Annotated in this window: 27 protein-coding genes; 9 read left to right on the top strand and 18 right to left on the bottom strand. The window is 73.8% G+C overall.

The genetic code is table 11. The features are described from left to right. Positions 1-32 precede the first annotated feature (32 nt). From ACZ50K_RS20385 to ACZ50K_RS20370, 4 genes are all read right to left on the bottom strand, one after another. Positions 33-821 carry a hypothetical protein gene (locus ACZ50K_RS20385; protein ID WP_468904804.1) on the bottom strand — a complete coding sequence of 263 codons (789 nt, stop codon included), beginning with the start codon at positions 819-821 and terminating at the stop codon, positions 33-35. Continuing rightward, complete coding sequence (locus ACZ50K_RS20380; RefSeq protein ID WP_468904802.1) at positions 818-1669, bottom strand: ABC transporter ATP-binding protein; 852 nt, start codon at positions 1667-1669, stop codon at positions 818-820. The genes ACZ50K_RS20385 and ACZ50K_RS20380 overlap by 4 nt, the downstream gene beginning before the upstream one ends. Beyond that, positions 1666-2070 carry a GntR family transcriptional regulator gene (locus tag ACZ50K_RS20375; protein WP_468904800.1) on the bottom strand — a complete coding sequence of 135 codons (405 nt, stop codon included), beginning with the start codon at positions 2068-2070 and terminating at the stop codon, positions 1666-1668. The genes ACZ50K_RS20380 and ACZ50K_RS20375 overlap by 4 nt, the downstream gene beginning before the upstream one ends. A 79-nt stretch (positions 2071-2149) precedes the next feature. Beyond that, a complete protein-coding gene (locus ACZ50K_RS20370) occupies positions 2150-2878 on the bottom strand; it encodes a peptidyl-tRNA hydrolase (protein ID WP_468904797.1) in 729 nt (242 codons plus the stop codon). A gap of 95 nt (positions 2879-2973) precedes the next feature. Between ACZ50K_RS20370 and ACZ50K_RS20365 the strand changes: the two genes are divergently transcribed. Both ACZ50K_RS20365 and ACZ50K_RS20360 read left to right on the top strand, forming a co-directional pair. Continuing rightward, positions 2974-3648, top strand: a complete 675-nt coding sequence (locus ACZ50K_RS20365; RefSeq protein ID WP_468904794.1) for an AIM24 family protein — start codon at positions 2974-2976, stop codon at positions 3646-3648. Between the two features lie 49 nt (positions 3649-3697). Beyond that, a complete protein-coding gene (locus tag ACZ50K_RS20360) occupies positions 3698-3907 on the top strand; it encodes a hypothetical protein (protein ID WP_468904791.1) in 210 nt (69 codons plus the stop codon). 50 nt (positions 3908-3957) lie between these two features. Here the strand turns inward: ACZ50K_RS20360 and ACZ50K_RS20355 are convergent, their stop codons facing one another. From ACZ50K_RS20355 to zapE, 6 genes are all read right to left on the bottom strand, one after another. Continuing rightward, positions 3958-4878, bottom strand: coding sequence for a polysaccharide deacetylase family protein (locus tag ACZ50K_RS20355; RefSeq protein WP_468904788.1), 921 nt, complete (start codon positions 4876-4878; stop codon positions 3958-3960). Between the two features lie 375 nt (positions 4879-5253). Beyond that, a complete protein-coding gene (locus ACZ50K_RS20350) occupies positions 5254-5871 on the bottom strand; it encodes a helix-turn-helix domain-containing protein (protein ID WP_468904786.1) in 618 nt (205 codons plus the stop codon). A 277-nt stretch (positions 5872-6148) separates the two neighbouring features. Next, positions 6149-6997 carry a PPK2 family polyphosphate kinase gene (locus tag ACZ50K_RS20345; protein WP_468904784.1) on the bottom strand — a complete coding sequence of 283 codons (849 nt, stop codon included), beginning with the start codon at positions 6995-6997 and terminating at the stop codon, positions 6149-6151. 60 nt (positions 6998-7057) lie between these two features. Beyond that, positions 7058-8449, bottom strand: a complete 1392-nt coding sequence (locus ACZ50K_RS20340) for an alkaline phosphatase PhoX (RefSeq protein WP_468904782.1) — start codon at positions 8447-8449, stop codon at positions 7058-7060. A gap of 62 nt (positions 8450-8511) precedes the next feature. Beyond that, positions 8512-8937: an OsmC family protein gene (locus ACZ50K_RS20335; protein ID WP_468904779.1), complete on the bottom strand. Its 426-nt coding sequence runs from the start codon at positions 8935-8937 to the stop codon at positions 8512-8514. 63 nt (positions 8938-9000) lie between these two features. Next, entirely contained in the window at positions 9001-10062 is a 1062-nt protein-coding gene (gene zapE, locus ACZ50K_RS20330; RefSeq protein WP_468905359.1) for a cell division protein ZapE, read from the bottom strand. A gap of 83 nt (positions 10063-10145) precedes the next feature. Between zapE and ACZ50K_RS20325 the strand changes: the two genes are divergently transcribed. The 4 genes from ACZ50K_RS20325 (at position 10146) to msrB (ending at position 13471) form a co-directional block, all read left to right on the top strand. Next, complete coding sequence (locus tag ACZ50K_RS20325; protein WP_468904776.1) at positions 10146-10934, top strand: pyrimidine reductase family protein; 789 nt, start codon at positions 10146-10148, stop codon at positions 10932-10934. A gap of 141 nt (positions 10935-11075) precedes the next feature. Beyond that, entirely contained in the window at positions 11076-11543 is a 468-nt protein-coding gene (locus ACZ50K_RS20320; protein ID WP_468904775.1) for an indole-3-glycerol phosphate synthase, read from the top strand. Between the two features lie 109 nt (positions 11544-11652). Further along, positions 11653-13050: a UDP-N-acetylmuramate--L-alanine ligase gene (gene murC, locus ACZ50K_RS20315; RefSeq protein WP_468904772.1), complete on the top strand. Its 1398-nt coding sequence runs from the start codon at positions 11653-11655 to the stop codon at positions 13048-13050. 13 nt (positions 13051-13063) lie between these two features. Beyond that, the gene (gene msrB, locus ACZ50K_RS20310) at positions 13064-13471 is read left to right on the top strand and encodes a peptide-methionine (R)-S-oxide reductase MsrB (protein WP_468904770.1); all 408 of its coding nucleotides are present in this window, start codon (positions 13064-13066) and stop codon (positions 13469-13471) included. Between the two features lie 29 nt (positions 13472-13500). Here msrB and ACZ50K_RS20305 read toward each other — a convergent pair whose 3' ends face one another. Next, positions 13501-14139, bottom strand: coding sequence for a helix-turn-helix transcriptional regulator (locus ACZ50K_RS20305; RefSeq protein ID WP_468904768.1), 639 nt, complete (start codon positions 14137-14139; stop codon positions 13501-13503). Next, the gene (locus ACZ50K_RS20300) at positions 14136-14762 is read right to left on the bottom strand and encodes a helix-turn-helix transcriptional regulator (RefSeq protein ID WP_468904766.1); all 627 of its coding nucleotides are present in this window, start codon (positions 14760-14762) and stop codon (positions 14136-14138) included. The genes ACZ50K_RS20305 and ACZ50K_RS20300 overlap by 4 nt, the downstream gene beginning before the upstream one ends. A 477-nt stretch (positions 14763-15239) precedes the next feature. Here ACZ50K_RS20300 and ACZ50K_RS20295 point away from each other — a divergent pair, with 477 nt between their 5' ends. The 3 genes from ACZ50K_RS20295 (at position 15240) to ACZ50K_RS20285 (ending at position 21875) form a co-directional block, all read left to right on the top strand. Beyond that, on the top strand, positions 15240-18479 hold the full coding sequence (locus ACZ50K_RS20295) for a type 2 lanthipeptide synthetase LanM family protein (protein ID WP_468904764.1): 3240 nt from the start codon (positions 15240-15242) through the stop codon (positions 18477-18479). A gap of 128 nt (positions 18480-18607) precedes the next feature. Continuing rightward, positions 18608-18832, top strand: coding sequence for a hypothetical protein (locus tag ACZ50K_RS20290; protein WP_468904762.1), 225 nt, complete (start codon positions 18608-18610; stop codon positions 18830-18832). A gap of 139 nt (positions 18833-18971) precedes the next feature. Next, the gene (locus ACZ50K_RS20285) at positions 18972-21875 is read left to right on the top strand and encodes a helix-turn-helix transcriptional regulator (RefSeq protein ID WP_468904760.1); all 2904 of its coding nucleotides are present in this window, start codon (positions 18972-18974) and stop codon (positions 21873-21875) included. Positions 21876-21916: 41 nt separating this feature from the next. On the opposite strand, the gene ACZ50K_RS20280 is transcribed toward ACZ50K_RS20285, so the two are convergent. Genes ACZ50K_RS20280 through ACZ50K_RS20255 form a run of 6 tightly spaced genes read right to left on the bottom strand, consistent with a single transcriptional unit; the run spans position 21917 to position 26302 of the window. Further along, entirely contained in the window at positions 21917-22582 is a 666-nt protein-coding gene (locus tag ACZ50K_RS20280) for a contact-dependent growth inhibition system immunity protein (protein ID WP_468904757.1), read from the bottom strand. 52 nt (positions 22583-22634) lie between these two features. After that, positions 22635-22934: an RNase A-like domain-containing protein gene (locus ACZ50K_RS20275; RefSeq protein WP_468904755.1), complete on the bottom strand. Its 300-nt coding sequence runs from the start codon at positions 22932-22934 to the stop codon at positions 22635-22637. Continuing rightward, positions 22928-23677: a hypothetical protein gene (locus tag ACZ50K_RS20270; protein WP_468904753.1), complete on the bottom strand. Its 750-nt coding sequence runs from the start codon at positions 23675-23677 to the stop codon at positions 22928-22930. The genes ACZ50K_RS20275 and ACZ50K_RS20270 overlap by 7 nt, the downstream gene beginning before the upstream one ends. Before the next feature lie 20 nt (positions 23678-23697). After that, the gene (locus ACZ50K_RS20265) at positions 23698-25545 is read right to left on the bottom strand and encodes an RNase A-like domain-containing protein (protein ID WP_468904751.1); all 1848 of its coding nucleotides are present in this window, start codon (positions 25543-25545) and stop codon (positions 23698-23700) included. 5 nt (positions 25546-25550) lie between these two features. Then, on the bottom strand, positions 25551-25853 hold the full coding sequence (locus ACZ50K_RS20260) for a WXG100 family type VII secretion target (protein ID WP_468904749.1): 303 nt from the start codon (positions 25851-25853) through the stop codon (positions 25551-25553). A 29-nt stretch (positions 25854-25882) separates the two neighbouring features. Continuing rightward, complete coding sequence (locus ACZ50K_RS20255) at positions 25883-26302, bottom strand: WXG100 family type VII secretion target (RefSeq protein WP_468904746.1); 420 nt, start codon at positions 26300-26302, stop codon at positions 25883-25885. Between the last annotated feature and the right edge of the window lie 80 nt (positions 26303-26382).

Raw genomic sequence — 26382 nt, 5'->3', positions numbered from 1 at the left:
CCGCCCGCCGCCCGGCCCGCGCCCCGGGCCTCTCAGCCGTGGCGTCGGCGCAACAGCACGAACGCCCCGGCGGTGGCCGCGGCGGCCAGCGCCAGCAGTATGCCGCTCTCCGCCAGTTGCAGTGGCCAGTACCCCCACGCGACGGGCCGGAACCGGGAGCCCAGGGTGGTCAGGCCGGCCATCGCGGCGGCGGTGACGGCGCTGGCCACGGCCACGGCGGGCACCGTGCGCCCGGTCAGCAGCGCGGCGAGCGCGCCGACGGCGGTGCCGAGAAGCGCGGTGGCCACCGCCACCGGTCCGATCGCCCCGTAGAAGGGGAACTCGTACCACTGCACCGGGTACCAGGAGTCCGCCGTGCGCAGCCGGATCCATTCGGCGATCAGGCCGAACGCGGACAGTGCGAGGACCGCGGCGACCGCCGGGACGGCCAGCCGGGCGGTCAGCCAGCGGGCGGGGCTGACGGACTGGGTCCACTGGAGCCGGTAGGTACCGGACTCCAGCTCGCGCCCGATCAGCGGACCCGCGACGTACCCGGCGAGGGCGACCGGCAGCAGGACCACCGCGAGGGCGATGACACCGAAGAGCTTCTGCTCGTACAGGGCGCGGGAGAGGTAGCCGCGCACCTCGGTCCCGCAGCCGGGCACCGTGTTCCAAGGGTCGCAGCCGGAGGCGGCGAGGTCGGCGCCCACGGACTGTACGTACCAGCGGGCGGTGGGGAGGGCGAGCACGGCGAGAAGCAGGACGGCGAACGCGCCCCACAGGGCGGTGCGGTGCAGACGGGCGGTGACGCGGACGGGTCCGCGCAGATCGGCGAGGGTCATGCGGCCACCGCCATGGCCGCGGTGAGCAGGGCCGGTGCGCCGGGGGCGCGGAGGTGGGAGAGCAGGAGCTCCTCCAGGGTGGGTTCGGTGCCGCCGAGCGCACCGCCGGGTGCCTCGACCCTCAGCAGGGCGGTGAGCTGCCGCCCGATGGTCCGCGAGCTCACCACGGTGTGCGGGGCCAGGTCGCGGACCGGACCGCTGACCAGGGTGTGGGCGGAGAGGAGTTCCTCGACCGGTCCGCCCAGGCGGATCCGTCCGCCGTCGAGCAGGAGCAGGTGGTCGCAGGCGTCCTCCAGTTCGGGGAGGATGTGCGAGGACATCAGGACGGTGGTGCCGTGATCGGCGGCCGTCGCCAGCAGGGTGCCCATGAGTTCGTGGCGGGCCAGTGGGTCGGCCTCGGACAGCGGCTCGTCCAGCAGCAGCAGTGACGGCCGCTTGCCGAGGGCGAGGGCCAGGGCGACCCGGGAGCGCTGCCCTCCGGAGAGGGTGCGGATCCGGCGGGCCGGATCGATGCCGCCGGCCGCCACCACGGCGTCCGCGGCGGACGCGTCCCAGCGGCCGGGGTTCAGATCGGCGCCCATCCGCAGGGTCTGGGCGACCGTCAGCCGCGGGTAGAGCGGCTTCTCCTGGGCGACGTAGGCGACCTCCTCCCGGGGCGGGACGGTCAGGCGGCCCTCGGTGGGCCTCATCACGCCCGCGGCCAGTGCCAGCAGGGTCGACTTGCCGGCCCCGTTGGGCCCGACGAGGGCGCAGACGTGCCCTGCCGGGAGCCGGAAGGAGCAGTCGCGCAGGGCCCAGCCCTCGCGGAACCTCCGTCCGAGCCCGCGCGCTTCGATCGCTGACGTCATATCGGTTCCCCCTGGTCGTTCGGTTCGCTGTCGGCTCCGCCCAGCACGGAGGCGATCAGTGCGGCGATGTCCTCTTCCTCCAGCCCGGCTTCGCGGGCCCGCTCCAGCCACCGGGCGAGCTCGGAGCGGAGTCCGCCGTCGGCGGCCCCGCCCTCGCCCAGCGTCCGGCGGACGAAGGTGCCCAGCCCCCGGCGGCCCTCGACCAGGCCCTCGCGCTCCAGTTCCCGGTACGCCTTGAGGACGGTGTTCGGGTTGATGGCGAGCGCCTCGACCACCTCACGGGCCGTGGGCAGCCGGTCCCCGGGCCGCAGCAAGCCCAACCGGAGGGCCTGCCTGGTCTGCTGCACGATCTGGAGATAGGTGGCCACACCGCTGCGGCGGTCGATGCGGTACTCGACCATGCCCACACCACCCTTTCACTAAGGAAGTAGTGAAAGGGTGGTGCACGGCACCGAGGGCTGTCAAGAGCGATCTTGGGACCTAGGAGGTCGGGCGGGTGCGGAGGGCCGGGTGGTCGGAGACCAGGGTGCAGGAACCGGGGGCGATCTCGGTGAAGCCGGCGTCGCGGACCACCGGGAGGCCGGAGGCGGTCAGTTCCGCCCAGCGGGCGGGGGGCGCGGTGCGGACGGCCAGGGGGAAGCCGGCCTCGCGCCAGGCGGCCCGCTCCTCGCCGGTCAGCTCCCACCAGGCCAGTTGGGCCGCGTGGCCGGTCTGTGCCATGGCCTTGCCGGCCGACATGTCCAGTTCCGGGTTGAGCCACAGCACCGGGACCCCGGCGGGCGCCGGGCCGGGCGCGGCCGGGTCGTCCAGGTCGGTGCCGGAGACCTGGAGCTTGGCCAGTTCCTTCGGCCAGCCGTCCAGCGGCACCGGCGGGAACACCCGCACCTCGGTCTCCGTACCGCTCACGGTGATGCCGGGCAGCGTCCCGGCCTTGCGCCATTCCGCGCCGCGGGCCCGCCGGACCACCTTGCGGATCCGGGCGTCCTGCCAGTCGCGGACCGCCGCGGCCCACTCGCCGTCGCCCTGCGCCCGCCCGTCCGACAGCAGGACGAGGACCGCGCGGGCCGCCGTCTCCAGGGCGTCGGTACGGGCCGGCGGGTCGGTCTTCTCGATCCGGACCACCAGCGGGAGGACGAACTGGGGCGCCAGGTCCCGGGCGGCGGCGGCCTCGGCCGGGGTGGTGGGATCGGTGGTGTCTTCGCTGCTCACCGGCCAAGGATGCCACCGGCGGAGGAGGTCCCCCGATCCGGGCTCCGACTTCAGGATGACGCCGGGGGCCGCGGGTCCGGGCGAGGATCGGGGGCATGAAGAGCGACCTCTTTTCCGCCGAGCACCTCGCCCAGCCCGCCGCCGCCCCCGGCATGGCCCTGCAGAACGCCAAGTCGGTGAAGTACACGGTCAACGGCGAGATGCTCGCCCGCCAGGGCTCGATGGTCGCCTTCCGCGGCGGTCTGCGGTTCGAACGCAAGGGCCAGGGCATCGGCGGGATGCTCAAGCGGGCCGTCACCGGCGAGGGGCTGCCGCTGATGTCCGTGACCGGGCAGGGCGAGGCCTGGTTCGCGCACCGGGCCGAGAACTGCTTCATCGTGGAGATCGAGCCGGGTGACGCGTTCACCGTCAACGGCCGCAACGTCCTCTGCTTCGACGCGACCCTCGGCTACGAGATCAGGACCGTCAAGGGTGCCGGGATGACCGGCGGCGGCCTCTTCAACAGCGTGTTCACCGGGCAGGGCAAACTGGCCCTGGTCTGCGACGGCACCCCGATCGTCATCCCGGTCACCGCCCAGGCCCCGGTGTACGTGGACACCGACGCGGTGGTCGGCTGGAGCGCCTCGCTGGACACCGGGCTGCACCGCTCCCAGTCGGTGGGCTCGATGATCCGGGGCGGTTCCGGCGAGGCCGTCCAGCTGGAGCTGCGCGGCGAGGGCTTCGTGATCGTCCGGCCGAGCGAGCACGTGGAGAAGCCCGCCTCCTCCTGAGTCCCCTCCTGGGCCCGCCGTCCCCGGGGAGGCCCGTACGCTCGGTCCCATGGACGAGCACGAGCACGAGCACGCGCACGCGGATCAGGTGTACTGCGCCCCGGCTCCGGGCCGCCCCCCGGGGGCGGTGGCCGGGCCGCCGTACGCGGACTGCGTGGACTGCGGGAAGCCCACCGAGTACGGGACGGCCACCCCGGGGCGGGTGCTCTGCCCGGTCTGCGAATGGCAGGAGGCGCAGCGCAACGCCTGCTCCGGCTGAGCCGGGACCGGGGTCGCGGTCGGGGCCGTGGTCGTGGCCGTGGTCGCGGGTCAGGTGCCCATCAGCTCGGACACCTTGACGAACCGGTAGCCGCGCTTGCGGAGCTCCGGGACGATCGTCCGGATCGCCTCCTCGGTGACCGGGGCCGCGCTGCGGGTGCAGTGCATGACCACCACCGACCCCGGCTTCACCCCGGCCAGCACCTGCTCGGCCACCGCGTCGGGGTCCGTGGCGAAGGCGTCCCCGCTGACCACGTCCCACTGCACCGCGGTCACCTTGGCGGTGGACAGGGCGCGCAGCGCCTTGTCGTCGTAGCAGCCGCCGGGGAACCGGAAGTACGGCACCGTGTTGACCGCCCCGGCCTCCCGGAAGGACTCGAAGGCCCGGTCCACATCGGCGCGGACGGCGGCGCCGTCCAGCGCGGGCAGCCCGTAGCAGGGGGTGCTGAAGGCGTGGTGGCTGTAGGAGTGGTTCGCGATCTCGAAGCCCGGGTCGGTGCCGATGTCCTTGGCCTGGTCCGGGTACTCCTCCGCCCAGCGGCCGGTCATGAACACGGTGGACGGCACCTTCAGCGCGCGCAGCGCCTCGATCAGCCCCGGGTTGTCGAAACGTTCCCCCCGGGCCGCGCGCGGCCCCTGGTCCGAGGTCATGTCGGCGTCGAAGGTCAGCGCCACGGTCTTGTCCCGCTGCTGCCGGGCGCGCAGGAACACCGGGGCCAGACCGCCCGGGCCGGGAGCCATGGTCGGCGGCTTCTTCGGCGCCCGCCCGGGCCCGGGAGCGGCCCCCGGCGCGCCCCCGGTCGCGGTGGCGGACGGAGTGGCGGTCGCGGTGCCGGACGGGGAGGCGCCCGCGGCGGACGGGGCACCCGGCTTGAGCGCGGACGTGGCCGGCCCGCCCGCCCCGCCGGCACACCCGGCGAGGGCGGCGCCCAGCACGGCACCGAGCACGGCAAGGGCTGCCGATTTGGTCACAGAACATACGGAACGTGCGGAAGCTGTCACCTCCGCAAAATATATGACTATCTGTAAAGCAGGCGGATCCGGCGCCCCTCACCCCCTCCGTGTCCGCCGTTCGGTCCGCACCGGCTCAGCTTCAGCCACTCACCCATGAGGCCACCGACGCGATGAACCCGGGTGGCAGATTTTCCAGAGCCCAGCTCATGGACCGCTCGCCGAGCGCCGTGCCGAGTCCCTGGCCCACGCCGTAGAGGAGTCCCGCGCCGACGAGCGCCCCGGCGGTGGCGACGCCCGGGCGCGGACCACGGGTACGCGTGTCTCCGCGTACGTCGGCCGTGGATCCCCGCCCGTCCGCGTTCGAGGCCGCGCTCCGCGACTGTTCCGGAAGCCTCACCATGCCCGGACCGCCCCGTGCGACACCGCGTACCCGGCGGCGGCGTCGCGGCGCCGCTCCGACCGCTTCAGCCAGTAGTAGGCCGTCGCCGACCGGTCCAGGCGGGCACGGCGATGAGGCTCGCCCAAGGTCGTCCACGCCTCCTCCCATGCCTCCATGGCCGCAGGTCCCGCACCGCAGACCCGTACCAGGGCCAGGACGGTGCCGAGGGGAGCGCTGCGCTCGCCGCGCAGGAGGGCACCCACCGTGGACCGGCGCAGCACCCCGCTGGTGTCGCGCTCCACCAGCTCCCGCTGCGACATACCGCTGGAGACCACGAGGCCGCGCAACGCGGTCAACAGCTCGCGATAGCCGACCAGACCGTCAGGAGGGGCGCCCTCCCTGCGGTCGGCCCGGCCCTGCCGCCTGATGGCGTCCGCCGTCGACCACAGGTCCATCACCATCGGGAGATCCGCCCCCGAGCGCACGGCGATGCTCTCGACCAGGTGGCGGGGCGGAACCGAACGGCCCGCGAGTGCCCGGGACACCTGGGAGCGGTGCCGTCCGACGAGCACCGCCACCTGGCCCTGGCTGAGCCCCCGCCGCTTCAACTGCTCCCGCAGGACCGTTGCCATTTGACGCACCGCCGGTTGCCAACGGTCCGCCGTTCCGTATGCGCTCACACTGCCCCCGCTCCGACCGAACTCTGCCCGAACTGCCTGGTCGGCAGCGTGCCCCCGCTGCGCCGGCCCCGTCCAGCCCGGGCGGCCCCCGCTGTGCGCTCGTGGCCACACACCACCGCTTTCCTCGTGGTTTCAGCAGCATCAGCACAGGTCAGGGCGCCGCCGATGCTGGTGTTGCCAACCTGGCATCTCCACGGGACACGCCGGGCAGGATCCTCCCGGCGGGCGGTCAGGTGGTCAGGAGGCGGGCGCGGGTGGTGGGGACGTCGAAGGTGGCCTTCGGGTAGTGGGGGGCGAGTTCTTCCAGGTGTTCCAGGAGGAGGGTGCTGACGGCCCAGTTGCGGTACCACTTGCGGTCGGACGGGACCACGTACCAGGGGGCGGCGCCGGAGCAGCGTTCCAGGGCGGTGCGGTAGGCGTCCTGGTAGGCGGGCCACAGGGCGCGGTCGGTGATGTCCTCGGGGCTGAACTTCCAGTGCTTGTCGGGGTTGTCCAGGCGTTCCAGCAGGCGCTGGAGCTGCTTCTCCGGGCTGATGTGGAGGAACACCTTCAGCAGGGTGACCCCGTCCTCGACCAGGCCCCGCTCGAAGGCCTCGATCTCGGCGTAGCGGGCCTCCACGGTCTCCGGCGGGACCAGGCCGCGGACCCGGGTGACCAGGACGTCCTCGTAGTGCGAGCGGTCGAAGATGCCGATCTCGCCGGGACGGGGGAGGGCCCGCTCGATGCGCCGGAGGAAGGGCTCGGCGCGCTCCTGCGGGGTGGGGGCCTTGAAGGCCGTGATGCGGGCGCCGGCCGGGTTGAACTGGCGGATCACGTGTTTGACGGTGCCGCCCTTGCCGCTGGTGTCCATGCCCTGGAGCACCAGCAGGATCCGCCGCCGGTCGCCGGCGGTGGCGGAGGCGAACAGGCGCTCCTGGAGCGAGGCCAGCCGTACGGCCAGGGCCGGGGCGGCGGCGGCCGCCTCCGCCTTGTCGCGGGGGCCGGCCGGGAGGCCCGCCGGATCCGTTCCGGCCGGAGCACCGCTCCGGGCCGAGAGCACCGCTCTCAGGGTGGGTTCGGGCCGCTCCCTCTTCGTCATGCGGGCTTCCTTCCTTCGGTCAGTGCCGGGGGCCTCGGAGCCGGGCCTCGGAGCCGGGCCTCAGAGCCAGGGGCCGGTGACGGCGAACGTGGTCCCGGGGGAGTAGACGTTGACGAACAGGGTCCGGCCGTCGGGGGCGAAGGTGACCCCGGCGAACTCGCCCCACTCCGGGGTCCCGGAGGTCCCCGGGGTCCCGGCCGGGCCCAGGGTCTCGGCGTTGCGGGCCACCGGGTACACACGGCCCGCCCGGCTCACCCCGAACACGTACTGTGCCCCGCCGCCGTCCTCGCACACCATCAGCCCGCCGCCGGGCGCCGGGCAGATGTTGTCGGGGGAGTCGCCCGGCAGCCCGGTGTCGGTGCCCGGGCCGAACCTGACCTCCAGGGTGACCCGGCGGCGCACCGGGTCGTAGTGCCAGACCTGCCCGAAGTGGTCGGCCGCCGCGCCCTCCCGGGCGCGGGCGAAGCTGGACACGAAGTACACCCCGGAGCCGCCCCAGTAGCAGCCCTCCAGCTTCTGCGCGTGGGTGATGCCGCCCCGGCCGAAGTCCTGGAGCCGGACCGGGGTGACCGCCGCCGAGGGGTCCGGCACCGGCACCCACTCCACCGGGAAGGAGCTGCCCGGCTCGGTGACCGCGGCCAGGTCCGGGACCCCCGGCACCCGCATCGCCTCCAGCCGTCCGCCGGCCCGCAGCGAACCCGGCCCGCCGAGCGGCCGGGCCGGCAGGAAGCGGTAGAACAGGCCGAACGGCCGGACGAAGGCGTCCTCCGTCTCGTAGACCACGCCCCGGTACGGGTCCACCGCGACCGCCTCGTGGGCGAACCGGCCCAGCGCGGTCAGCGGGACCGCGCCGCTGCGGTGCGGATCGGCGGGATCGACCTCGAAGACGAAGCCGTGGTCCTCGGCGTAACCGGCCGTGCCGGCCCGGTCCTCGGTCTCCTCGCAGGTCAGCCAGGTCCCCCAAGGGGTGCGCCCGCCCGCGCAGTTGACGGCGGTGCCGGCGATGGCGACCCGTTCGCCGGTGACCGCGCCCCGCGCGTCGAGGGTGAGCACGGTGCAGCCGCCCCGCGCGTACGGGTCGTAGGTCAGGCCCGCGACCGGCGGGACCGGCAGCGCGGCGCCGGCCCGGTTCTCGTGGTTGCGGACCAGTCGCACCCGCCCGCCGCCCGCGTCGAAGGCACCCATGCCGTCGCAGTTCGCCGGCACCGCGCCCTCGCCGGAGAGCATCGGCCGGCCGGCCCGGGACAGCACCCGGTACCGGAACCCCTCGGGCAGGTCCAGCAGCCCCTCGGGGTCGGGCAACAGCGGCCCGTATCCCGGGTGTTCACCGGCCGCACCGGCGCGGACCGCGTCGGTGCGGGCGGCGGCGGCCGCCGGGAAGCCGGCGGACAGGGCGCCCGGCGCACCGGCGAAGACGATCCCGGCCAGGAACTGACGTCGTGTCGCGGACATGCGTCCTGTGGTACCACGCGGCGGTACGGGCTCCCCGGACCGCCGCGCGCACCGACGGGCCGTCAGATCAGCTCGGCGCTCAGGGTGATGGTGGTGCCGGTCAGGGCCTGGCTCACCGGGCAGTTCTTCTTGGCGTCCTCGGCGGCGGAGGCGAAGCCCTCCGCGTCCAGACCGGGGACCTCGGCACGCACGGTGAGGTGGATGCCGGTGATGCCCTCGCCGGGCTGGAAGGTGACGTCGGCCTTGGTCTCCACCCGGGTGGGAGGGGTGCCCGCGCCGTCCAGGCCGTGCGAGAGGGCCATGGAGTAGCAGCTGGAGTGGGCCGCGGCGATCAGCTCCTCGGGGCTGGTCTTGCCGTTGGCGGCCTCGGCGCGCGAGGGCCAGGAGACCTCGAACGAGCCCCGGCCCGAGGAGTCGAGGGAGACGGTGCCGGCACCCTGGAGGAGGTTGCCCTCCCACTCGGTGTGGGCGGTACGCGTGGTGGCCATGGTGGTTCCCTTCGCAGACGTGGTAGGGCCGCGCCGCGAACGGCGGCCCGGCCGTCCCCAAACCTACTGGGCCACCAGCCCCTTCGCGTCCCGTGCCAGCGCGGTGAGCCGCGAGATGGCGCGGAAGTACTTCTTTCGATAACCGCCGTTCAGCATCTCTTCGCTGAACAGCCGGTCGAAGGGGGCGCCGGAGGCGAGCACCGGGACCTCCCGGTCGTACAGCCGGTCGGCGAGCACCACCAGCCGCAGCGCGGTGGACTGGTCGGGCACCGGGCCGACATCGGTCAGGCAGACCGCCGAGACGCCCTCGGTGAGCGCCCCGTACCGGCTGGGGTGGACCTTGGCCAGGTGCTCCAGCAGGCCGGGGAAGTCGTCCAGGCTGGCGCCGGGGGTGGCGTACGCGGCCTTGGCGACCTGCTCGTCGGAGAACGGCGGCGGGGCTTCGGGCAGCCCCCGGTGCCGGTAGTCCTGGCCGTCGATGCGCAGCGGTCGGAAGTTCGCCGACAAGCCCTGTATCTCGCGCAGGAAGTCGGCGGCGGCGAACCGGCCCTCGCCGAGCTTGCCGGGCAGGGTGTTGGAGGTGGCGGCGAGCGCGACCCCCTGCTCCACCAGCCGGGCCAGCAGCGAGGACACCAGCACGGTGTCGCCCGGGTCGTCCAGCTCGAACTCGTCGATGCACAGCAGCCGGTGCCCGGACAGGGTCTGCACGGTCTGCTGGAAGCCGAGGGCGCCGACCAGGTTCGTGAGCTCCACGAAGGTGCCGAAGGCCTTGAGGGCGGGCTCGGCCGGGGTGGCGTGCCAGAGGGAGGCCAGCAGGTGGGTCTTGCCGACGCCGTAGCCGCCGTCGAGGTACACCCCGCGCGGTCCCGCGTCGGCGGTGCTCTTGGGGGCCCGGGAGAACCAGCGGCGCTTGCCGGAGCCGGTGGCGTGGGCGCCGCCCAGTCCGGCCGCGAAGGAGGACAGCACGGTGACGGCCTGGGACTGGCTGGGCTGACCGGGGTCCGGTACGTAGGTGTCGAAGCGCACCGAGTCGAAGCGCGGCGGGGGCACCATTTCGGCGACCAGACGGTCGGCGGGCACCCGGGGCTCGCGGGCGCACAGCGACTGCGGTCCCGCGTCGGTTATGTGACCGGTCGCGGCCGCGTCGCCGGAGGTCCTCAGAGATGTCGACACAGCATTCAACTGTACGTCGTGCCACACTGCACCCCATGCGTCGCCTGTTCCCTGTGACCGATCAGACACCGGCCGAGACCGACCGGGAGTGGTCGCTCGACGAGCTGGCGGAGGCCTACGGGTACCCGCCGCCGCCCGCGGGGGCGCCGGACGGCCCGCCGTGGCACTGGCTGCGCGGGAACATGGTCTCCACCCTGGACGGGGCGGCCCAGCACGACGGGCGCTCCCAGCCCATCTCCAACGCCACCGACATGCGGGTCTTCGGCACCCTGCGGGGGCTGGCCGATGTGGTCGTGGTCGGCGCGGAAACGGTTCGCCAGGAGGGGTACCGGCCGGCCCGGGCCCGGGAGGCCTTCGCGGCCCGCCGGGCGGCCGCCGGCCAGGGCCCGGCCCCCGCCGTCGCCGTGGTCTCGGCCGGGCTGGACCTGGACTTCTCCCTTCCGCTGTTCACCGCCCCGCTGGTGCCCACCCTGCTGCTGACCGGGGCCGGGGCCCCGGCGGACCGGGTGGCGGCGGCCGGGAAGGCCGGGGCCGAGGTGGTGCTGGCCGGCGAGGGGGTCGGGGTGGACCCGGCCCGCGCGGTACGGGAGCTCGCGTTGCGGGGCCACGTACGGCAGCTCACCGAGGGAGGGCCGAGGCTGCTGGGGCAGTTCGTGGCGGCCGGGGTGCTGGACGAGCTGTGCCTGACCGTGTCACCGATGCTCACGGCGGGTGACGCCCAGCGCATCGCCGGGGGCCCCGGAGTCGGGCTCCCGCACCGGCTGGAGCTGGCATCGCTGCTGGAAGAGGCCGGGTTTCTGTTCACCCGCTACCGTCGGATCTGAGTGGATGCGGAATTCACCGTTCCGCTTAGCTTCCACTGGGCACTATTACCAGCGCGAGCCCCGTGTCACAGCGGGGCAGGATGGTTTCCGCAGGGGCCGCCACGGCCATGAAGGGCCTCGGCCATGAAGGAGAGGGCGTCCGTGTTCACGAGCGTATTGATGATCGAGAAGCCCCTGACGTCCGTAGACGTGGACTTCGTCACCACCCTGCACGGAGACGACCCGGTCTCCTTCGTCGTGCTGCTCCAGCCCCGGGGCGACCAGGACCGGCTGCTGCGCGCCATCGACGACGTCGCCCTCGGCGAGATCCCCGAGGCGATCCGGGAGGGCGACGAACCCGAGGGCGAGGACGCCCGCGGCCCGGCCGCCCACGCGCTCGCCCACTCCCTGAACGCCCTGCGGGCGAAGAAGCACGCGGCCGTCGGCCAGATCGTCGACGACCACCCGCTGGACAAGCTCAAGGCCGTCGTCGAGGAGACCGGAGCCGACGAGGTCATCGTGCTGACCGCCCCGCACTTCGTCGAGGAGTTCTTCCACCGGGACTGGGCCTCCCGGGCCCGCCACAAGGTGGGGGTCCCGGTCCTCAAGCTCTTCGCCCACAACGAGTAGCCGCCGCCGCGCCCGCTCCGGCGCGCTCCCCGGGAGCGCCGCCGGAGCCGGGCCGAGGAATTAGGCTGGGGCCCGTCACATCCCCACCGACGCCACTGGAGCACCACGGATGATGCCCGGCCTGCCCACCGCCATGGACCGACCCCACTTCATCGGCATCGGCGGGGCCGGCATGTCCGGGATCGCGAAGATCCTCGCCCAGCGGGGCGCCGCCGTCGCCGGCAGCGACGCCAAGGACTCGGCCACCGCCGACGCCCTGCGCGCCCACGGCGCGACCGTCCACATCGGGCACGCCGCCGGACACCTCGCCGAGGACGCCACCTGCGTGGTCGTCTCCAGCGCCATCCGCGCCGACAACCCCGAGCTCGCCCGCGCCGCCGAACTCGGCGTCCCCGTGGTGCACCGCTCCGACGCGCTCGCCTCCCTGATGGACGGCCTGCGGCCGATCGCGGTGGCCGGCACCCACGGCAAGACCACCACCACTTCCATGCTGGCCGTCTCGCTGTCCGCGCTCGGCCTGGCCCCCTCGTACGCCATCGGCGGCGACCTGGACGCCCCCGGCTCCAACGCCCACCACGGGACCGGCGACATCTTCGTCGCCGAGGCCGACGAGAGCGACCGCAGCTTCCACAAGTACGCGCCGCAGGTCGCCATCGTGCTCAACGCCGAGCTCGACCACCACGCGAACTACGCGTCCATGGAGGAGATCCACGACTCCTTCCTCACCTTCGCCGGCCGGATCGTCCCCGGCGGCACCCTGGTGGTCTCCGCCGACCAGGAGGGCGCGGTGGAACTGACCCGCCGGGTCCGCGCCGCCCATCCCGGCCTGGCCGTGGTCACCTACGGCGAGTCCGAGGGCGCCGACGTCCGCATCACCAAGATCACCCCGCGCGGTCTGAGCAGCGAGGTCACCGTGCTGCTGGACGGCCGGATGCTCACCTTCACCGTCTCGGTGCCCGGCCGCCACTACGCCCACAACGCGGTCGCCGCCCTCGCCGCCGGCGTCGCCCTCGGCATCCCGGTCCACAACCTGGCCTCCGCCCTCGGCAAGTACACCGGGGTCAAGCGCCGCCTCCAGCTCAAGGGCGAGGCCCGCGAGGTCCAGGTCATCGACTCCTACGCCCACCACCCCACCGAGATGACCGCCGACCTGGAGGCCATCCGCGGGGCCGCCGGCGACTCCCGGATCCTGGTGCTGTTCCAGCCCCACCTGTTCTCCCGCACCCAGGAACTCGGCGTGGAGATGGGACAGGCCCTGGCGCTCGCCGACGCCTCCGTGGTCCTGGACATCTACCCGGCCCGCGAGGACCCGGTCCCCGGGGTCACCAGCGAGATCATCATCGCCGCCGCGCGGGCCGCCGGAGCCGACGTCACCGCCGAACACGACAAGGCCGCCGCGGCGGGCACCATCGCGGGAATGACCAAGCCCGGCGACCTGGTTCTGACCATGGGCGCGGGCGACGTCACCGATCTCGGACCCGAGATCCTCGCCCGCCTGAGCGACTGAGGGAGCGACCGCCATGGCGTACGAGATCGAGAAGCCCGACGAGCAGTGGCAGGCGGAGCTCACCCCGGCCGAATACCAGGTCCTGCGCCTGGCCGGCACCGAGCCCGCCTTCCGCGGCGAGTACACCGACACCAAGACCGAGGGCACCTACTCCTGCCGCGCCTGCGGAGCGGAACTCTTCCGCTCCGAGACCAAGTTCGAATCGCACTGCGGCTGGCCGTCCTTCTTCGACCCGAAGGACTCCGACGCCGTCGAACTCCTCGCGGACACCTCGCACGGGATGCGCCGCACCGAGGTCCGGTGCGCCAAGTGCGGCTCGCACCTGGGCCATGTCTTCGAGGGCGAGGGCTACCCCACGCCCACGGACCAGCGGTACTGCATCAACTCCATCTCCCTGCGCCTGTCCCCGGACGCGGGCTGAGGCAGCCCGGGGCCCCTGCGGCCCCGGGGTCAGATCAGGCTGTGGCGGACGGCTCGGGCCACGGCGTGGGCGCGGTTGCGGGCCTGGAGGCGGCCCATCAGTTCGTAGATCACGTTCTTGACGGTGTGCTCCGAGCAGGACAGGGTGCGGGCGATCACCGCGTTGCCGTGGCCCTCCGCCATCAAGGTGAGCACGGTGGTCTGGCGGGCCGTCAGCAGCGGTGCCTCCGGCAGGGCCTTGGAGCGGGCCACCGCCGGGGTGCCGCCGCTGCCCAGCAGCCGGACCAGGGCCGCGTAGGGCATCCGGCCGTCGCCCTGGTGGGCGCAGTGCACGGCGGCGACCAGCTGGTCCGGGGTGAGGTCGTCGGAGCGCAGGATGGCCAGCACCCCCGCCTCGATGGCCAGCCGGAGCCCGGCCGGGGTGACCGTGTCGCAGATGGCGAGCAACCGGTGCCCCGGGCCGGGGCAGGCCGCCAGGGCCTCCTCCACGGTGGCGGCGACCGCCACCACCACGGTGTCCGGGGCCGGCCCGTCGGCCGGGGCCAGACCGCTGCCGGCGGTGTGCAGCATCCGGGTCAGGCCCTCGGGCGGGGTGCCGCCGGGGGCGCCGACCACATGCACCCGTACGCTCTGCCCCGCGCGGTCCGGGGCGGTGGCGACGGCGCTCACAGCAGGCCCGTCCGGAGCGCGTAGGCGACGGCGTGGGCGCGGTTGCGCAGCCGGAACCGCTGGGTGATGTCGTGGACCACGGTGGTCACGGTGCGCTGCGAGTAGCAGAGCCGCTGGGCGATCTCGCTGGTCTCGTGCCCGTCCGCGACCATCCGCAGCACCGACCGCTCCCGGTCGGTGAGGCCCGCGGCGGCCCAGGGGGCGGCGGAGGAGTCGGGGTCCCGGCCCGGGGCACCGGAGTGTTTCAGCAGCAGGTCCAGCAGGTCCGGCGGCAGGGTGCAGTCCCCCCGGGCGGCCGCCAGGACGGCTCTGGAGAGCCGGGGCGCGTCCGCCTCCCGGCGGCGCAGCAGTCCGCGGGCGCCGGCGGCTATGGCGTGCAGGGCGCCCCCGGGGGCCAGTTCGGCGGCCACCAGCACCACGTCGGGCCGGTGCGGGGCCTCGCGGATGGTGCGCAGGACGTCGAGTTCGGGGTGGCCGACCTGGTCCACGGTCATGACCACGACCCGGGGCTCACCGTCCGGAGGGGTCAGACACACCTCGGGGCAGGTGAACAGCGTGCTCTTGGTGCCGGCTTCCAGCACCGGGTCGAATGCGACGACGTTGACGGGGACGGTCTTTCCCACCGTGGCCTCCGAGGGTCATGGGGAGTGGGTGCTCAAGTGCTGCGGGGCGGGGGTGTTGCCGTGCTGCGCTGCTGCGGTGCCGTACTGCTGCGGTGCCGTACTGCCGTGGTGCCGTACTGCCGTGGTGCCGTACTGCGGTGGTGCGGTAGCGCCGTGGTGTCGTGGTGCTGAGAGCAGACTGCGGGTGGGGGGCGCCCCCGGGCATCGGGCCCCGGCCCCCACATTTGTGAAAGCCCGGTGTGCGGCCCCCGCGGGACGGGTGCGGGCGGGTCCGTGGAGCTCAGGGGCCCGGCGGCACCCGGCCGGCCGCCCCCGCCGGGGCCCGGAACGGCCTGCTCGGGGGGCCTGTACGGGGGTTCCCGGGCGGGTGTGCGGGGGCGGTCCCCCATACCCGCCCGGCGGGGTGGGGGAGGCCCCGCAGAATATGGGGGAGTTCCCCCCATGTGGGGGTCGGCGGGCTCGGCGAGTCTTCTTCTCGTGACTGATACCGCCACTGACCGAGAGACCCAGGTCGGCGCCCTCACCCGCTGGTGGTGGGCCCGGGGGCTGACCCTGCGGGAGCGCCTGGACGCCCCCGGCGCCCCGGTGCGCCCGGTGCCCGCGGGGGCTGCCGCCCCCGCCCGCCCGGCGCCGTGGGCCTGCGGTGACGCGGAGGGCTTCGCCGCCCGCCTCGGCCACCTGGGAGTCGGTCGGGACGCGGCGTACGCACTCGCCGAGGAGGCCCCGGCGGACCTCGCCGGCCGGGCCGCCAAGCCCGGCTGGGCGCGGTACGCGGAGCGGGCCGTCGCCGCCCTGGCGGAGCGCCCGGCGGACTCCGTCCGTACGGACGACACCCGTACCGACACCCGTACCGACGGCGACCGTGCCGACCGCACGGAGGGCGGTGCCGAGGACGGTGCCGCGCTGTTCCTCCCGGTGCTGCGGCCGCTGATCGACCTCGCCTGGGCCGAGGCGGCCGCCTCGGCGGTCTCGGCCGCCGACTGCGGCGCCGGTGAACTCGCCGCGGTCCGCGCCGGTTTCGAGGCGCGCCTCGGCGAGCGCCTCACCCGGCAGGCCGCCCGCACCCTGGTGAAGGAGCTGAACCTGGCCCGGGCCGCCGGTGAACTGCCGGGCCCGACCCCGCAGGACCGGTTCGCGGCGTTCCTCGCCCGGCTCGGCACCGCGCGGGGTCTGGCCGGGCTGTTCACCCGCTACCCGGTACTGGCCCGGACCCTCGGCCAGGCCTGCGGGTACGCCGCCGAGGCCGCCGCCGAACTGCTGGACCGCTTCACCGCCGACCGCCCCGAGATCGTCAAGGAGCTGCTGCGCGGCACCGACCCGGGCGAGCTGGTCCGTCTCGACCTCGGCCGGGGCGACTGCCACCAGGGCAACCGCTCGGTGGCGCTGCTCCACTTCGCCGACGGCAGCACCGTGGTCTACAAGCCCCGGCCGCTCGGCCAGCACGAACTGCTGGACCGGACGGTGGGCTGGCTCAACGGCAAGGTGCCCGGACTGGGCCTGCGCACCCCGCGCTCGGTCCGCGCGGCCGGACACGGCTGGCTGGAGTTCATCGCCCACCGCGGCTGCGGGTCGGTCGCCGAACTCGACCGGTTCTACCGCCGCCAGGGCGCCCTGCTCGCCCTGCTGTACGCGGTGGACGGCGTGGACATGCACTTCGAGAACGTCATCGCCTGCGGGGACCAGCCGGTCCTGGTGGACGCCGAGACCCTGCTGCACACCGGGCTCCCGGCGGCCATGACGGCCGGCCCCGACCCGGCCGCGGAGGCCCTCCAGGCCTCGGTGCACCGCACCTGCCTGCTGCCGAGCCTGCTGATCGGCGAGAACGGCGGCCTGGACATCTCCTCCCTCGGCGGCGGCGCCGGCGGGGCCTACCCCAGCGACGAGAGGTGCTGGGAGGGCGCCGGCACGGACGAGATGCGGGTCCGCCGGACCGCCGTCGCCTGCCAGGCCGGGCAGAACCGCCCGGTCCTGGAGGGCCGCCCCACCGGCCACACCGACCACCGGGCCGCCCTGCTGGAAGGGTTCCGGGCCGGATACGAGGCGATCTCCCTGCACCGCGCCGAACTGCTGGGCGCGGGCCCCGGTGACCGGGGGCTGCTGGACGGCTGGGCCGCCGCCCCCGGCCGGCTGATCGCCCGCTCCACCCGCCTCTACGCCACCCTCCTCGACGAGTCCGCGCACCCCGACGTGCTGGGGGACGCGCTCGCCCGCGAATCGGTGTTCGCCCTGCTCTGGTCGGAGTCCGCGCACGACCCGGCCCGGCAGCGCCTGGTCGAGGACGAGATCGCCGACCTGTGGTGCGGGGACGTGCCGCTGTTCTTCCACCACCCGGCCGGCACCGCGGTGCTGACCTCCCGGGACACCCGCCTCGAAGGGCTGCTGCCCACCGCCGGACTCGCCGCCGTACGCACGAAGATCGCCGCGATGAGCGAGGTGGACCGCTACGACCAGGAGTGGATCATCTCCGCCACGCTGGCCGTCAGCAGCGCCAACTCCGGCGCTCCGCGCCCCCGTTCGGTGCTCGGCGGACCGGCCGCCCCGGCCGTGGTGCCGGAGCCCGCGCGGCTGCTGAGCGCGGCCTGCGGGATCGCGGACGAGCTGGCCGCCCGGGCGGTGCCCGGCGGCGACCGGGTCAACTGGCTCGGTCTGGAGCAGGTGGCCGGCGACCACTGGGCGGTGCTGCCGATGGGCGGCGGGCTGGCCCAGGGCTACTGCGGGGCCGCCCTGTTCCTGGCCCAGGCCGGGGTGCTGTCCGGAGCCGAGCGCTACACCGCGCTGGCCCGGCGGGCCGTCCGCCCGCTGCCCGGGCTGCTGGCCGTGCTGGCCGCCGAACCCGAGCTGAGCGCCGCCGCCGGACCGGGCGCCCTGCACGGCCTCGGCGGGATCGTCTACGCGGTGGCCCGGCTGTCCGCCCTGTTCGGCGAGGTGGAGTCGGACGCCGACGGCATCGGCCGCTGCCTCCCGGACGCCCTCGCCGCCCTCGAACTGGCCGCCGAGGCCGACCCGGACGGCCCGCTGGACCTGGCCGACGGACTGGCCGGCGCCCTCGCCGTGACCGTCGCGGTCATCGGCTCCCCCGGAGCCGCCGGGGCGCCCGCCCTGGCCGACCGGCTCGCCGGCCTGCTGCTCGCCCGGCTGGGCGGCAGCACCCCGACCCCCGGCTTCGCCCACGGCGACGCCGGAGTGGGCTGGGCCCTGCTGCGGTACGCCGAGGCCCGGCCCGGGCGGGAGCCCGCCCGCCGCTGCGCCGAGGCCGGAGCCGCCCTGCTGGGCCCCGCCCTGGAGACCGCCCTGCTCCACCCCGGACACCTCGACTGGTACGGGGGACTGTCCGGCACCGCCCTGGCGGCCGCCGGCACCGCGCTCGCCGACGGCGCCCGCCCGGGCACCGCCGCCGCCCTCGACCGGACCGTCGAGCTGCTGGACCGGGCCCCGCACTGCGCGGACCTGTCCCTCCAGCACGGCACCCTCGGCTCCCTGGAACTCCTCTCCGTGCTCTCCGCCCGCGGCCACGACCGGGCCCGCGGCGCACTCACCCGGCACACCGCCGGACTCCTGGGCCGGCTCGCCGAGTACGGCCACCACTGCGGCACCCCCGACCAGGTGCCGTCCCCCGGACTGCTCGCCGGACTCTCCGGCATCGGCTACGCCCTGCTGCGGCTGGGCTTCCCCGAGGCGGTCCCGTCCGTGCAGCTCCTCGAACACCCGGCCCGCTGACGGCCCGCCCGCTGACGGCCCGCCCGCCGACGGCCCGCCCGCCGACGGCCCGCCCACCGACAGACCGCCCCCTGGCGGCCGGCCCGCCGACGGCCCGGACGCCACTCCTCCCGAAAGGCAGTCATCCCATGCAGAAGAACCTCGCCGCCGCCCAGTCCGCCGCCACCTCCGCCGCCGTCGTCGTCTCCGCCCCCGCCGAGGACCCGGCGGGCCGGCTGACCCTCTCGGGCCGCAACCGGGTGTGCGCCCGCGCCCGGGTGCTGTCCGGGCTGGTGCTCACCAGCGGGCTCGTGATCACCCTCGGCCAGCTCGACACCAGCGTGTCCTTCATCAAGGCCGGCGGCTCCGCTTGATCGGCGGCCGGTCGGCCCCGGTGGCCCCGACGGCCCGTCAAAGGCGTGGAAAGGGGGTTCCGGGTGGCATTCCGGTCCTCGCCGAAAAGGCCAACTTTGAGCGGACCTCTAGCAGTTCGCATGAACTAGCATCTCGCATATGCGTTCCCGTGCGCGGTATCTCGTGGGTCGTGACTCCCAAGTGGCGGAGCTCAAGCTGGCGTTGGCCGACGCACGGGAAGGGCGCGGCGGAGTCGTCTTCCTGGTGGGCGAGGCGGGGATCGGGAAATCCCGGCTCGCCGCCGAAGCCGTCGGCCTCGGCTTCGATTCCGGGATGCGCGTGCTGCGCGGCCGGAGCAGTACGACGGGCCCCACCGTCCCTTTTCGGCCACTCACCGAAGCACTGATGTCGCTGTTCCGCAGCGGCCGACCGCTCGACGACCTGCCGCTCGGCCCGTACCGGCCCGCCCTGGGACGGCTCATACCGGACTGGAGCAGTGACTCCCAGGACAGCAGCTCCATGATCATCCTGGGGGAGGCGGTGCTGCGGCTGCTGATCGCCACCGCCGAACCGGCCGGACAACTGCTCCTCCTGGAGGACCTGCACGACGCCGACCCCGAGACCCTCGCGGTGGTCGAGTACCTGGTGGACAACCTGGAGTACACCCCCGTGGTGCTGCTCGCCACCATCCGCACCGAACCCTGCGACGCCCTCGACATGGCCTACTCGGCCCGCCGCCGGGGCGTCGGCACCGTCCTCGAACTCGCCCCGCTCACCCGCCCCGAGGTCGGCCAGGTCATCGCCGCCCAGCTCGGCACCGAACCCGAGGGAGTACCCGAAGCGGCCCTCACCCGGCTCTGGGACGACAGCGCCGGCAGCCCCTTCCTGGTCGAGGAACTCCTCCAGGGCATGATCAGCGGCGGCGCCCTCGTCCAGGGCGAGGACGGCTGGCGGGTGGTCGGCGACCTCCGCAGCGACGTCTCCACCGCACTGGCGCGCGGCATCCTGCGGCGCATCGACCGGCTGGGCCCGCAGGGCCTGACCCTGCTCTCCGCCGCCGCCGTCATCGGCCGCCGGTTCCCGCTCACCGTCCTCCAGAAGATGACCGGGACCGACGACCGCGGCCTGCTCAGCCATCTGCACGCCGGGGTCGCCGCCCAGCTGGTGGTGCCCGACGAACCGTCCCCCGACTGGTACGCCTTCCGGCACTCGCTCACCGCCGAGGCCCTGCTCACCCAGCTCACCCCCGGCAACAGGGCCGCGATGTCCGGGCGGGCCGCCGACGCCGTCCAGGCCCTGCACCCCGAACTGCCCGGCGACTGGTGCCCGCTGGTCGCCGAGCTCCGCCAGCAGGCCGGCGACCACGAGGAGGCCGGCCGGCTGTTCGCCGAGGCCGGACTGCGGGCCCTGCGGGCCGGTGCCATCGGCTCCGCCATCACCCTGCTCAGCCGTGCCGAACGGCTCCTCACCGACAGCCGGGACGCCACCCGCCGGGCCGAGGTGCTGGAGGCGCTGCTGCCCGCGCTCGCCGAGGCCGGGAACTTCTCCGAGGCCTTCGGCTTCGCCGACAACCTGCACGCCCTCGGCAGCCTGGCCGCCCCCCGGCTCGCCACCCTGCACACCCGGCTCGCCAAGGTCGCCCACACGGCCGGCCGCTGGGAGGACGGCAACCGGCAGATCGCCCAGGCCCGGGCCCTGCTCCGGGCCGAACCCGACGAGCGCAGCAGCGCCCCCGTCGACGTCACCGCCGCCTATCTGGCCCTGGACACCCCCGGACCGGACCGCACCCAGCTCGCCGAGAAACTCGCCCGGTCCGCCCTGCAGACCGCCGAACGGCACGGCCTGTCCACCGTGGTCTGCCAGGCCTGGGAGCTCCTCGCCACCCTGGCCCGCGAACGGGACTTCGACGAGGCCACCGCCCTGCTGGAATCCGCCCTCTCCACCGCCGAACAGCACCGGCTGCCGGTCCAGCGGATGTACGCCCTCACCCGGATCGGCGGCAACAACTGGCTGACCGAGGGGGACACCGGCCCGCTGCTCGCCGCCCGCGCCGAGGCCCTCCGGCTGGGCTCCGCCACCATCGTCTACACCATCGACGGCATCCTCATCCTGGACACCGTGCTGCGCGGGGAGTTCACCGTCGCCGAACGCGGCGCCGAGGAGTGCCTGAGCGTGGTCCAGCGGCTGAGACTGGCACCCGCCACCCGGTACGTCCTGATGTCCCAGGCCGTCCTCGCCGCGCACCGCGGCGACCGGCCCGCCATGGACCGGGCGCTGTCCGCGTTCGCCGACTGGGACGGCGCCGGATCCCAGGAAGAACCTCTGACGCTCGGGCTCGCCCGGGCGTTCTGCGCACTCATGGAGGAGGACAGACCCGGCGCGGTCCGCGCCCTCGACGCGGTCCGCGCACTGGAGGACGCCAACCCGAGCACCTACTACCTCAGCGGCCGGTACGGCATCGGACTGCTCCTCGGCGTGCTCTCCGGGGAGGTCGGCCGCGCCCCCTACGAGGAGATCGCCGCGACCTCGCCCGGCCGGATGCGCTGGAACCGGCAGTTCGTGCTGCTGGCCGACGCCGTCCTGCTCGGCCGGGAGGGGCACCGGGAGCGGGCCACGGCCGCCGCCGCCCAGGGGCTGGCTCTGGCCGAGGCCTATCCGACCGCCCTCCACCTGGGCCTGCGGCTGATCGCCGAGTCCGCCCACCAGGACGGCTGGGGGGACCCGGTGGTGTGGCTGCGCCGCGCCGAGGACCACTTCCACCGGCAGTCGGTGACCAGCGTGACCAACGCCTGCCGGGCCGCCCTGCGCCGCCTCGGCGCCCCCGTGCACCAGCGGCGCACCGGCTCCCACGCGATCCCGGAGGCGCTGCGCAGCATGGGGATCACGGTCCGCGAGTACGAGGTGTTCCAGCTGCTGCCCGAACGGCTGGGCAACAAGGAGATCGCCGACCGCCTCTACATCTCCCCCCGCACGGTGGAGAAGCACGTCGCCGCCCTCGGCACCAAGACGGGCCACCCGACCCGGGCCGCCCTCTGCGACTTCGCGACCGCCGCCCTGGCCTGAGGCCGGGACGGCGGTCGCGGGGGAGCGGGCGGAGCGTCCGGTCAGCCTCGGAGCAGGTCCTCGGCGATCGTGCCCAGCCAGGCTCCGTGCGTGTACGGGACCGGCGGGTCGACCTCCAGGCCGAGCAGGGACAGCCCGTAGGCGTAGTCCGCCTCGTCCAGCCGAAGCGCCAGCAGCTCGTGCACCTCACCGCACGCGCGGGCCGCCAAGGAGGGCTCCGTGCCGTCCAGGTAGTCCCGCAGGGCCTCCTCGTGGTCCTCGAACTCCTCCCCGAAGTCCTGTGAGAACCATCCGCCGAGCAGCTGCCCGAGCTCCGGGAACCGGGCCTGCCACTCCCAGCGGGTCCGCGGCGCCCCGGGCGGCGGCACCTCCCCCTCCGCCAGGGCCTGCCTCAGGTGCCCGGCGACGGTCAGCAGCCAGTCCCGGACCGACGCCCCGGCGACTCCGTCGAGGCCCGGATCGGGCAGCGGGTAGACCTCCCCGAGCCGCAGCCGCAGCGGCCCCGGGGGGTTGCGGGCGTAATCGCGCAGCTGACTCTCGGCGACCCCGACCGCCCAGGGCCGGGTGTACCAGGTGTGCCTCAGGTAGGCGGTGAGCGCCTCGCTGGGCCGCTCCTCGGTGTCGTCGGCGGGCTGTCCGGCATACGCCCGGAGCACCTGGTCCATCTCGCCGTACTGGTGGTCGTGCTGCAGGGGAGTCAGCGGCATCGGGGGCGTTCTCCTGTCACCGTCGAGGTCGAGGTCGAGGCTGAGGTCACTGTCACGGATGGATGGGGAACGTGGCGTGCACGGCGAACCCGAGGGGCTGGTCCGGGGACCGCTTCAGCACCACCCGGGCAGCCCGCACGTCCACCGGCCCGTGCCCGGCCAGCATCGCCGCCTGCAGCAGCACCTGCCCGACGGGCTCGGGCCGGGACGGCCAGCACGCCTCGATGACCAGCCGCTGTCGGGCCGACCGGGTCAGCCACCGGTGCACCAGTTGCTCGTTCTGCGATATCACCGCCTGGGTGGCCCACCGGGCGGTCTCCCGGTCGGGGTAGGTGGCCGAACGTGTCAGCAAGGGGGTCGCTCCTCTCGGCCGCCGGTCCAGCCCACGGGGCCGTGCTCCCGGCGGAGGTGGGCGGTCAGGGTTTCGGAGATCAGGGTCAGCCACTCGGTCCAGGACTGCTGGGAGCCGGAACCGAGCCCGAGTTCCCCGGCGAAGAACCGCCGCAGGGCGGTGTCCTCCTGGAACAGTGCCAGGGCCTCGGCGCACTCGGCGACCACGACGGGCAGGTTCCAGGTGCACATCCCCCGCTCGTGGCAGGCGGCGGTGTAGAGGCCGATTCCCTCGGCATCCGTGAGGTCCTCCTGGTCCAGCGCGATGCCGTCCTGGCCGAAGTAGAGGTCGAGGAGATCGGTCAACCGGGGAAAGCGCAGACTGAGCTCCCATGAGGTCGGAACCGCGTCGGCGAGCTTGGCTGACAAGCCGTTCTGCCACTCGTCCACATAGACGGCGATCTCCAGGAGCGCGGACGGCTCCCCGCCGGGCCCGGAACGCTCGGCGAGCTCCCGCAGATCGTCCGGCAGCCGCTCGGAGGCCGTGCCGCCGGCGGCGAGGGCCCGCGCGAACGAACGAAGCTCCCCGGAGACCTCGTACACGGTCAGACCGTTCCGTTCGGACCGGTCCCAGAGCGCGCGGAGCGGAGCCTCGAGGACGTGGGCCCGCACCCCGGGGTCGGAGGGGAGGCCCGGGACGCCCGGAGGGAGAAACGCGGCGAAGAGGACGCGCAGGGCGGAGAAGCGGAAGTGGTCCTGGTACATGTTCGGTCTTCCTGACGGACCTAGGGATTCGCAGACGCCGAGGGGGCAGCGGGGGGTGCCTTGTCGGGAAAGGCGGTGATGACGATGAAGGGAGGCACCCGGTCGGTGGTGAGCAGAAGACGGACCGTCACGTGGGTGTAGGTGCTCGGTGCACCGGTAGGGGAGTCTACGGTGGTCCCGGTGACCTCCGAGAAGGAGACGGTGAATTTGAGCATTCCGCCGATCTGCGGCGGGGCACCGAGTTTGGCGACCTCCTGGGCGATGTAGGAGGACTTCTGGTCGATGGCTTCCTGGACGAACCTCTGAGCGCTGGACAGATCGGCGAACGTGGAGGCGCTCGGGGGGTTCTGATCCCGCATCCGGCGCTGGAGTTCCTCGGTGGTCAGTCCCACATGCCGGTCGATGACGTGGGTGGTCTGGCCGCCGACCTTCATGTCCTCCTGGTTCGCCAGGTCGATCGGGTACCGGTGTGCGGCAGGATCACTTGGAACCGTCCAGCGGTGCACCGGTTGGTAGCCCGAGATCGCGCGCGAGCCCACGGCCTGGGCCCGGGCTTCCTGCCCTTGGAAGGAGGGCACACTCCGCCGGGCCTCCACGAGTACGTCCTCGAGGGCTCCCAGGTGCAGGGACAGCTGCAAGGTGTTTCCGTTGTACCTGTCCACACCCGCGTCGAGCTTGGATTCGTCCAGGTTCTTGAGGAACTGCGCGGCGATGGCCGGGGGGCCACCGAAGTACGAGGCGATGTCCTGGAGGAAGTTCTTGACGCTGTCCGTCTCCAGGAGGTCCTTGGCCGCCTGGATGTACACCTGCTCGATGACCTCGCGGAGGTCCTTCACCTCTTGCTTGAACGCGTCGAGGAGGTCCGCTATGTCCTGGGCGACCTTGATGAGGATCTCCAGGATCGGCTCTCTCGTCTGGACGTTCAGCGCGGGGTGCTTCCAGTCGTAGCCGTGGGCTACAGGACTGTTGGCGCCCTTCCCCCAGTACGCCGTGCCCCATAGGCCGGCGACGAACTGGTGCATCGCGGCCTGCCATTCCACAGCCGCGGAGTCCGGGTTCCGCAGGTAGTTGATGGCCGCGTTCAAGTCGTCGCCCGATTGCCTGGCGTCGTTGGACACCCGCTTCCAGGCGGCGACGACATCGGGGAGTTCGAGGTCGTCGCCCCCGGGGGTGACCTGGCCGACCTTGCCGTGATGGAGGATGTTCTTCATGGCACTGCGGACCAGCCACTGGACGGCGCTCCCGAAGGCGTCGAGGACATTGTTCAGGATCCGGTCGACGTATCCGTCACCTCCGTCCGTGCTCCAGCCAAGGTTCGCCGCCTTTCCGTAGAAGGGAGGGGTGCGGATGACGTCCGGGACCGGCTTCAGGCTTTTCGGGGTACCGAGGGTCGGGTCGGAGGCGTAGTCGGCACTGACGTAGTTGTTCGCCGTGATGGTGAGGCCCGTCGAGACCCCGCCGACAGCGGCCACCGAGGCGGCCCACACCTCCAGGTAGAGCGCGGCGACTGTGTCGTACGCGGCGACGAAGGCTTCCGGTCCCGTACCGACCCCGCAGACGCGCTTGTGGTTGTCCAGGGTGTTCAGCAGCCTGCGTGGGGCCTGATCGAAGGCCGTCTGGTGGTTTCGGATGAGGTAGGAGGTGTACCAGACATGGGACGGGGTGACATCGAATGCCGCGGGGAACTGGTCCGGGTCCGTCGAGGGTTTGAGATCCTGGACCTGCTTGTTCGGGTCAGGTGGCGGCTGACCCTGGGAGATGTCCTTGCCCGAGGGGTCGTAGAGCTTCCCGGGGGAGGGCGACGGCAGCGCGGGGCCGGTGGGCGGGGTACCGCCGTTGCCGCTGCCACCGGACGGTGGGGGCGGCATGGACATCAGGCGGCGCCCCAGCCGCGCAGCACCGCCTGGTGGGCGGCGGCGTAGTTGGCATGGGCGGTGGTCACCGAGGTGTGCAGCCAGGCCTGTGCGGCCTTCAAGTCGGCCATGTCGTTTCCCCACCGGTCCAGGGTGAGGACGAAGGCCTCGCGGGCCTCGCCCTGCCAGCCGAGCACCACCCGCTCGGTGCGCTCGTACAGCAGGCCCAGTTCTTCGTTCAGCTGTCGGAGTATCTCCTCCAGCTCACCGGACATCGCCTGTAACGCGGTGATGTCCACGGCTATCCGGTCGTCGCCCGCCATCTCCCGTCCTCTCCCCCGGAAGACCTCCTTCAGAGGTCTTCGATACGGCTGCGCGGCTGCGGAGCCGGCCCGGTCTCCGGGGCGCCCGGCGGGGGCGGGGCCTGGAGGGCGGCGGCTTCGCGGGCCACATCCATCGCACTCTGGACCTGCCGCATCCGGGCCAGAACGTCGAGGTCCTGGTCGCTGAAGCCGTCCCGGCCGAGCCGGAGCGCCTCCTCCAGCAGCCGCAGGTGCTCCCGGATGCGCACGGCGTCCCGCGCGGCCTCGGTGTGGAGGGTGCGGTAGGCGTCGCCAGTGGTCCCCTGCCAGCGGGCCTGGATCCGGTCCACGATCGCGTCCATCCGCCGTACCTGGACGTCCAGGTGCCGTTGCATGGCGTCGAGATCGTCGGCGAGCCTGGTGAGCCCGTCACCCTCGGGTATGCCCAGATCGGGGTTGTGTACCACCACGTCGGCCTCCACGACCCGTTCGGGCGCGCGACTGTCGCGCCGCGCGCCCGTAACGTACAACCTGCCCTGATCAAAAAGAA

Source organism: Streptomyces sp. NPDC033845 (assembly GCF_055576225.1).
Note: the sequence above shows the minus strand (reverse complement) of the source record. Positions and strands in the feature narration are given on the sequence as shown.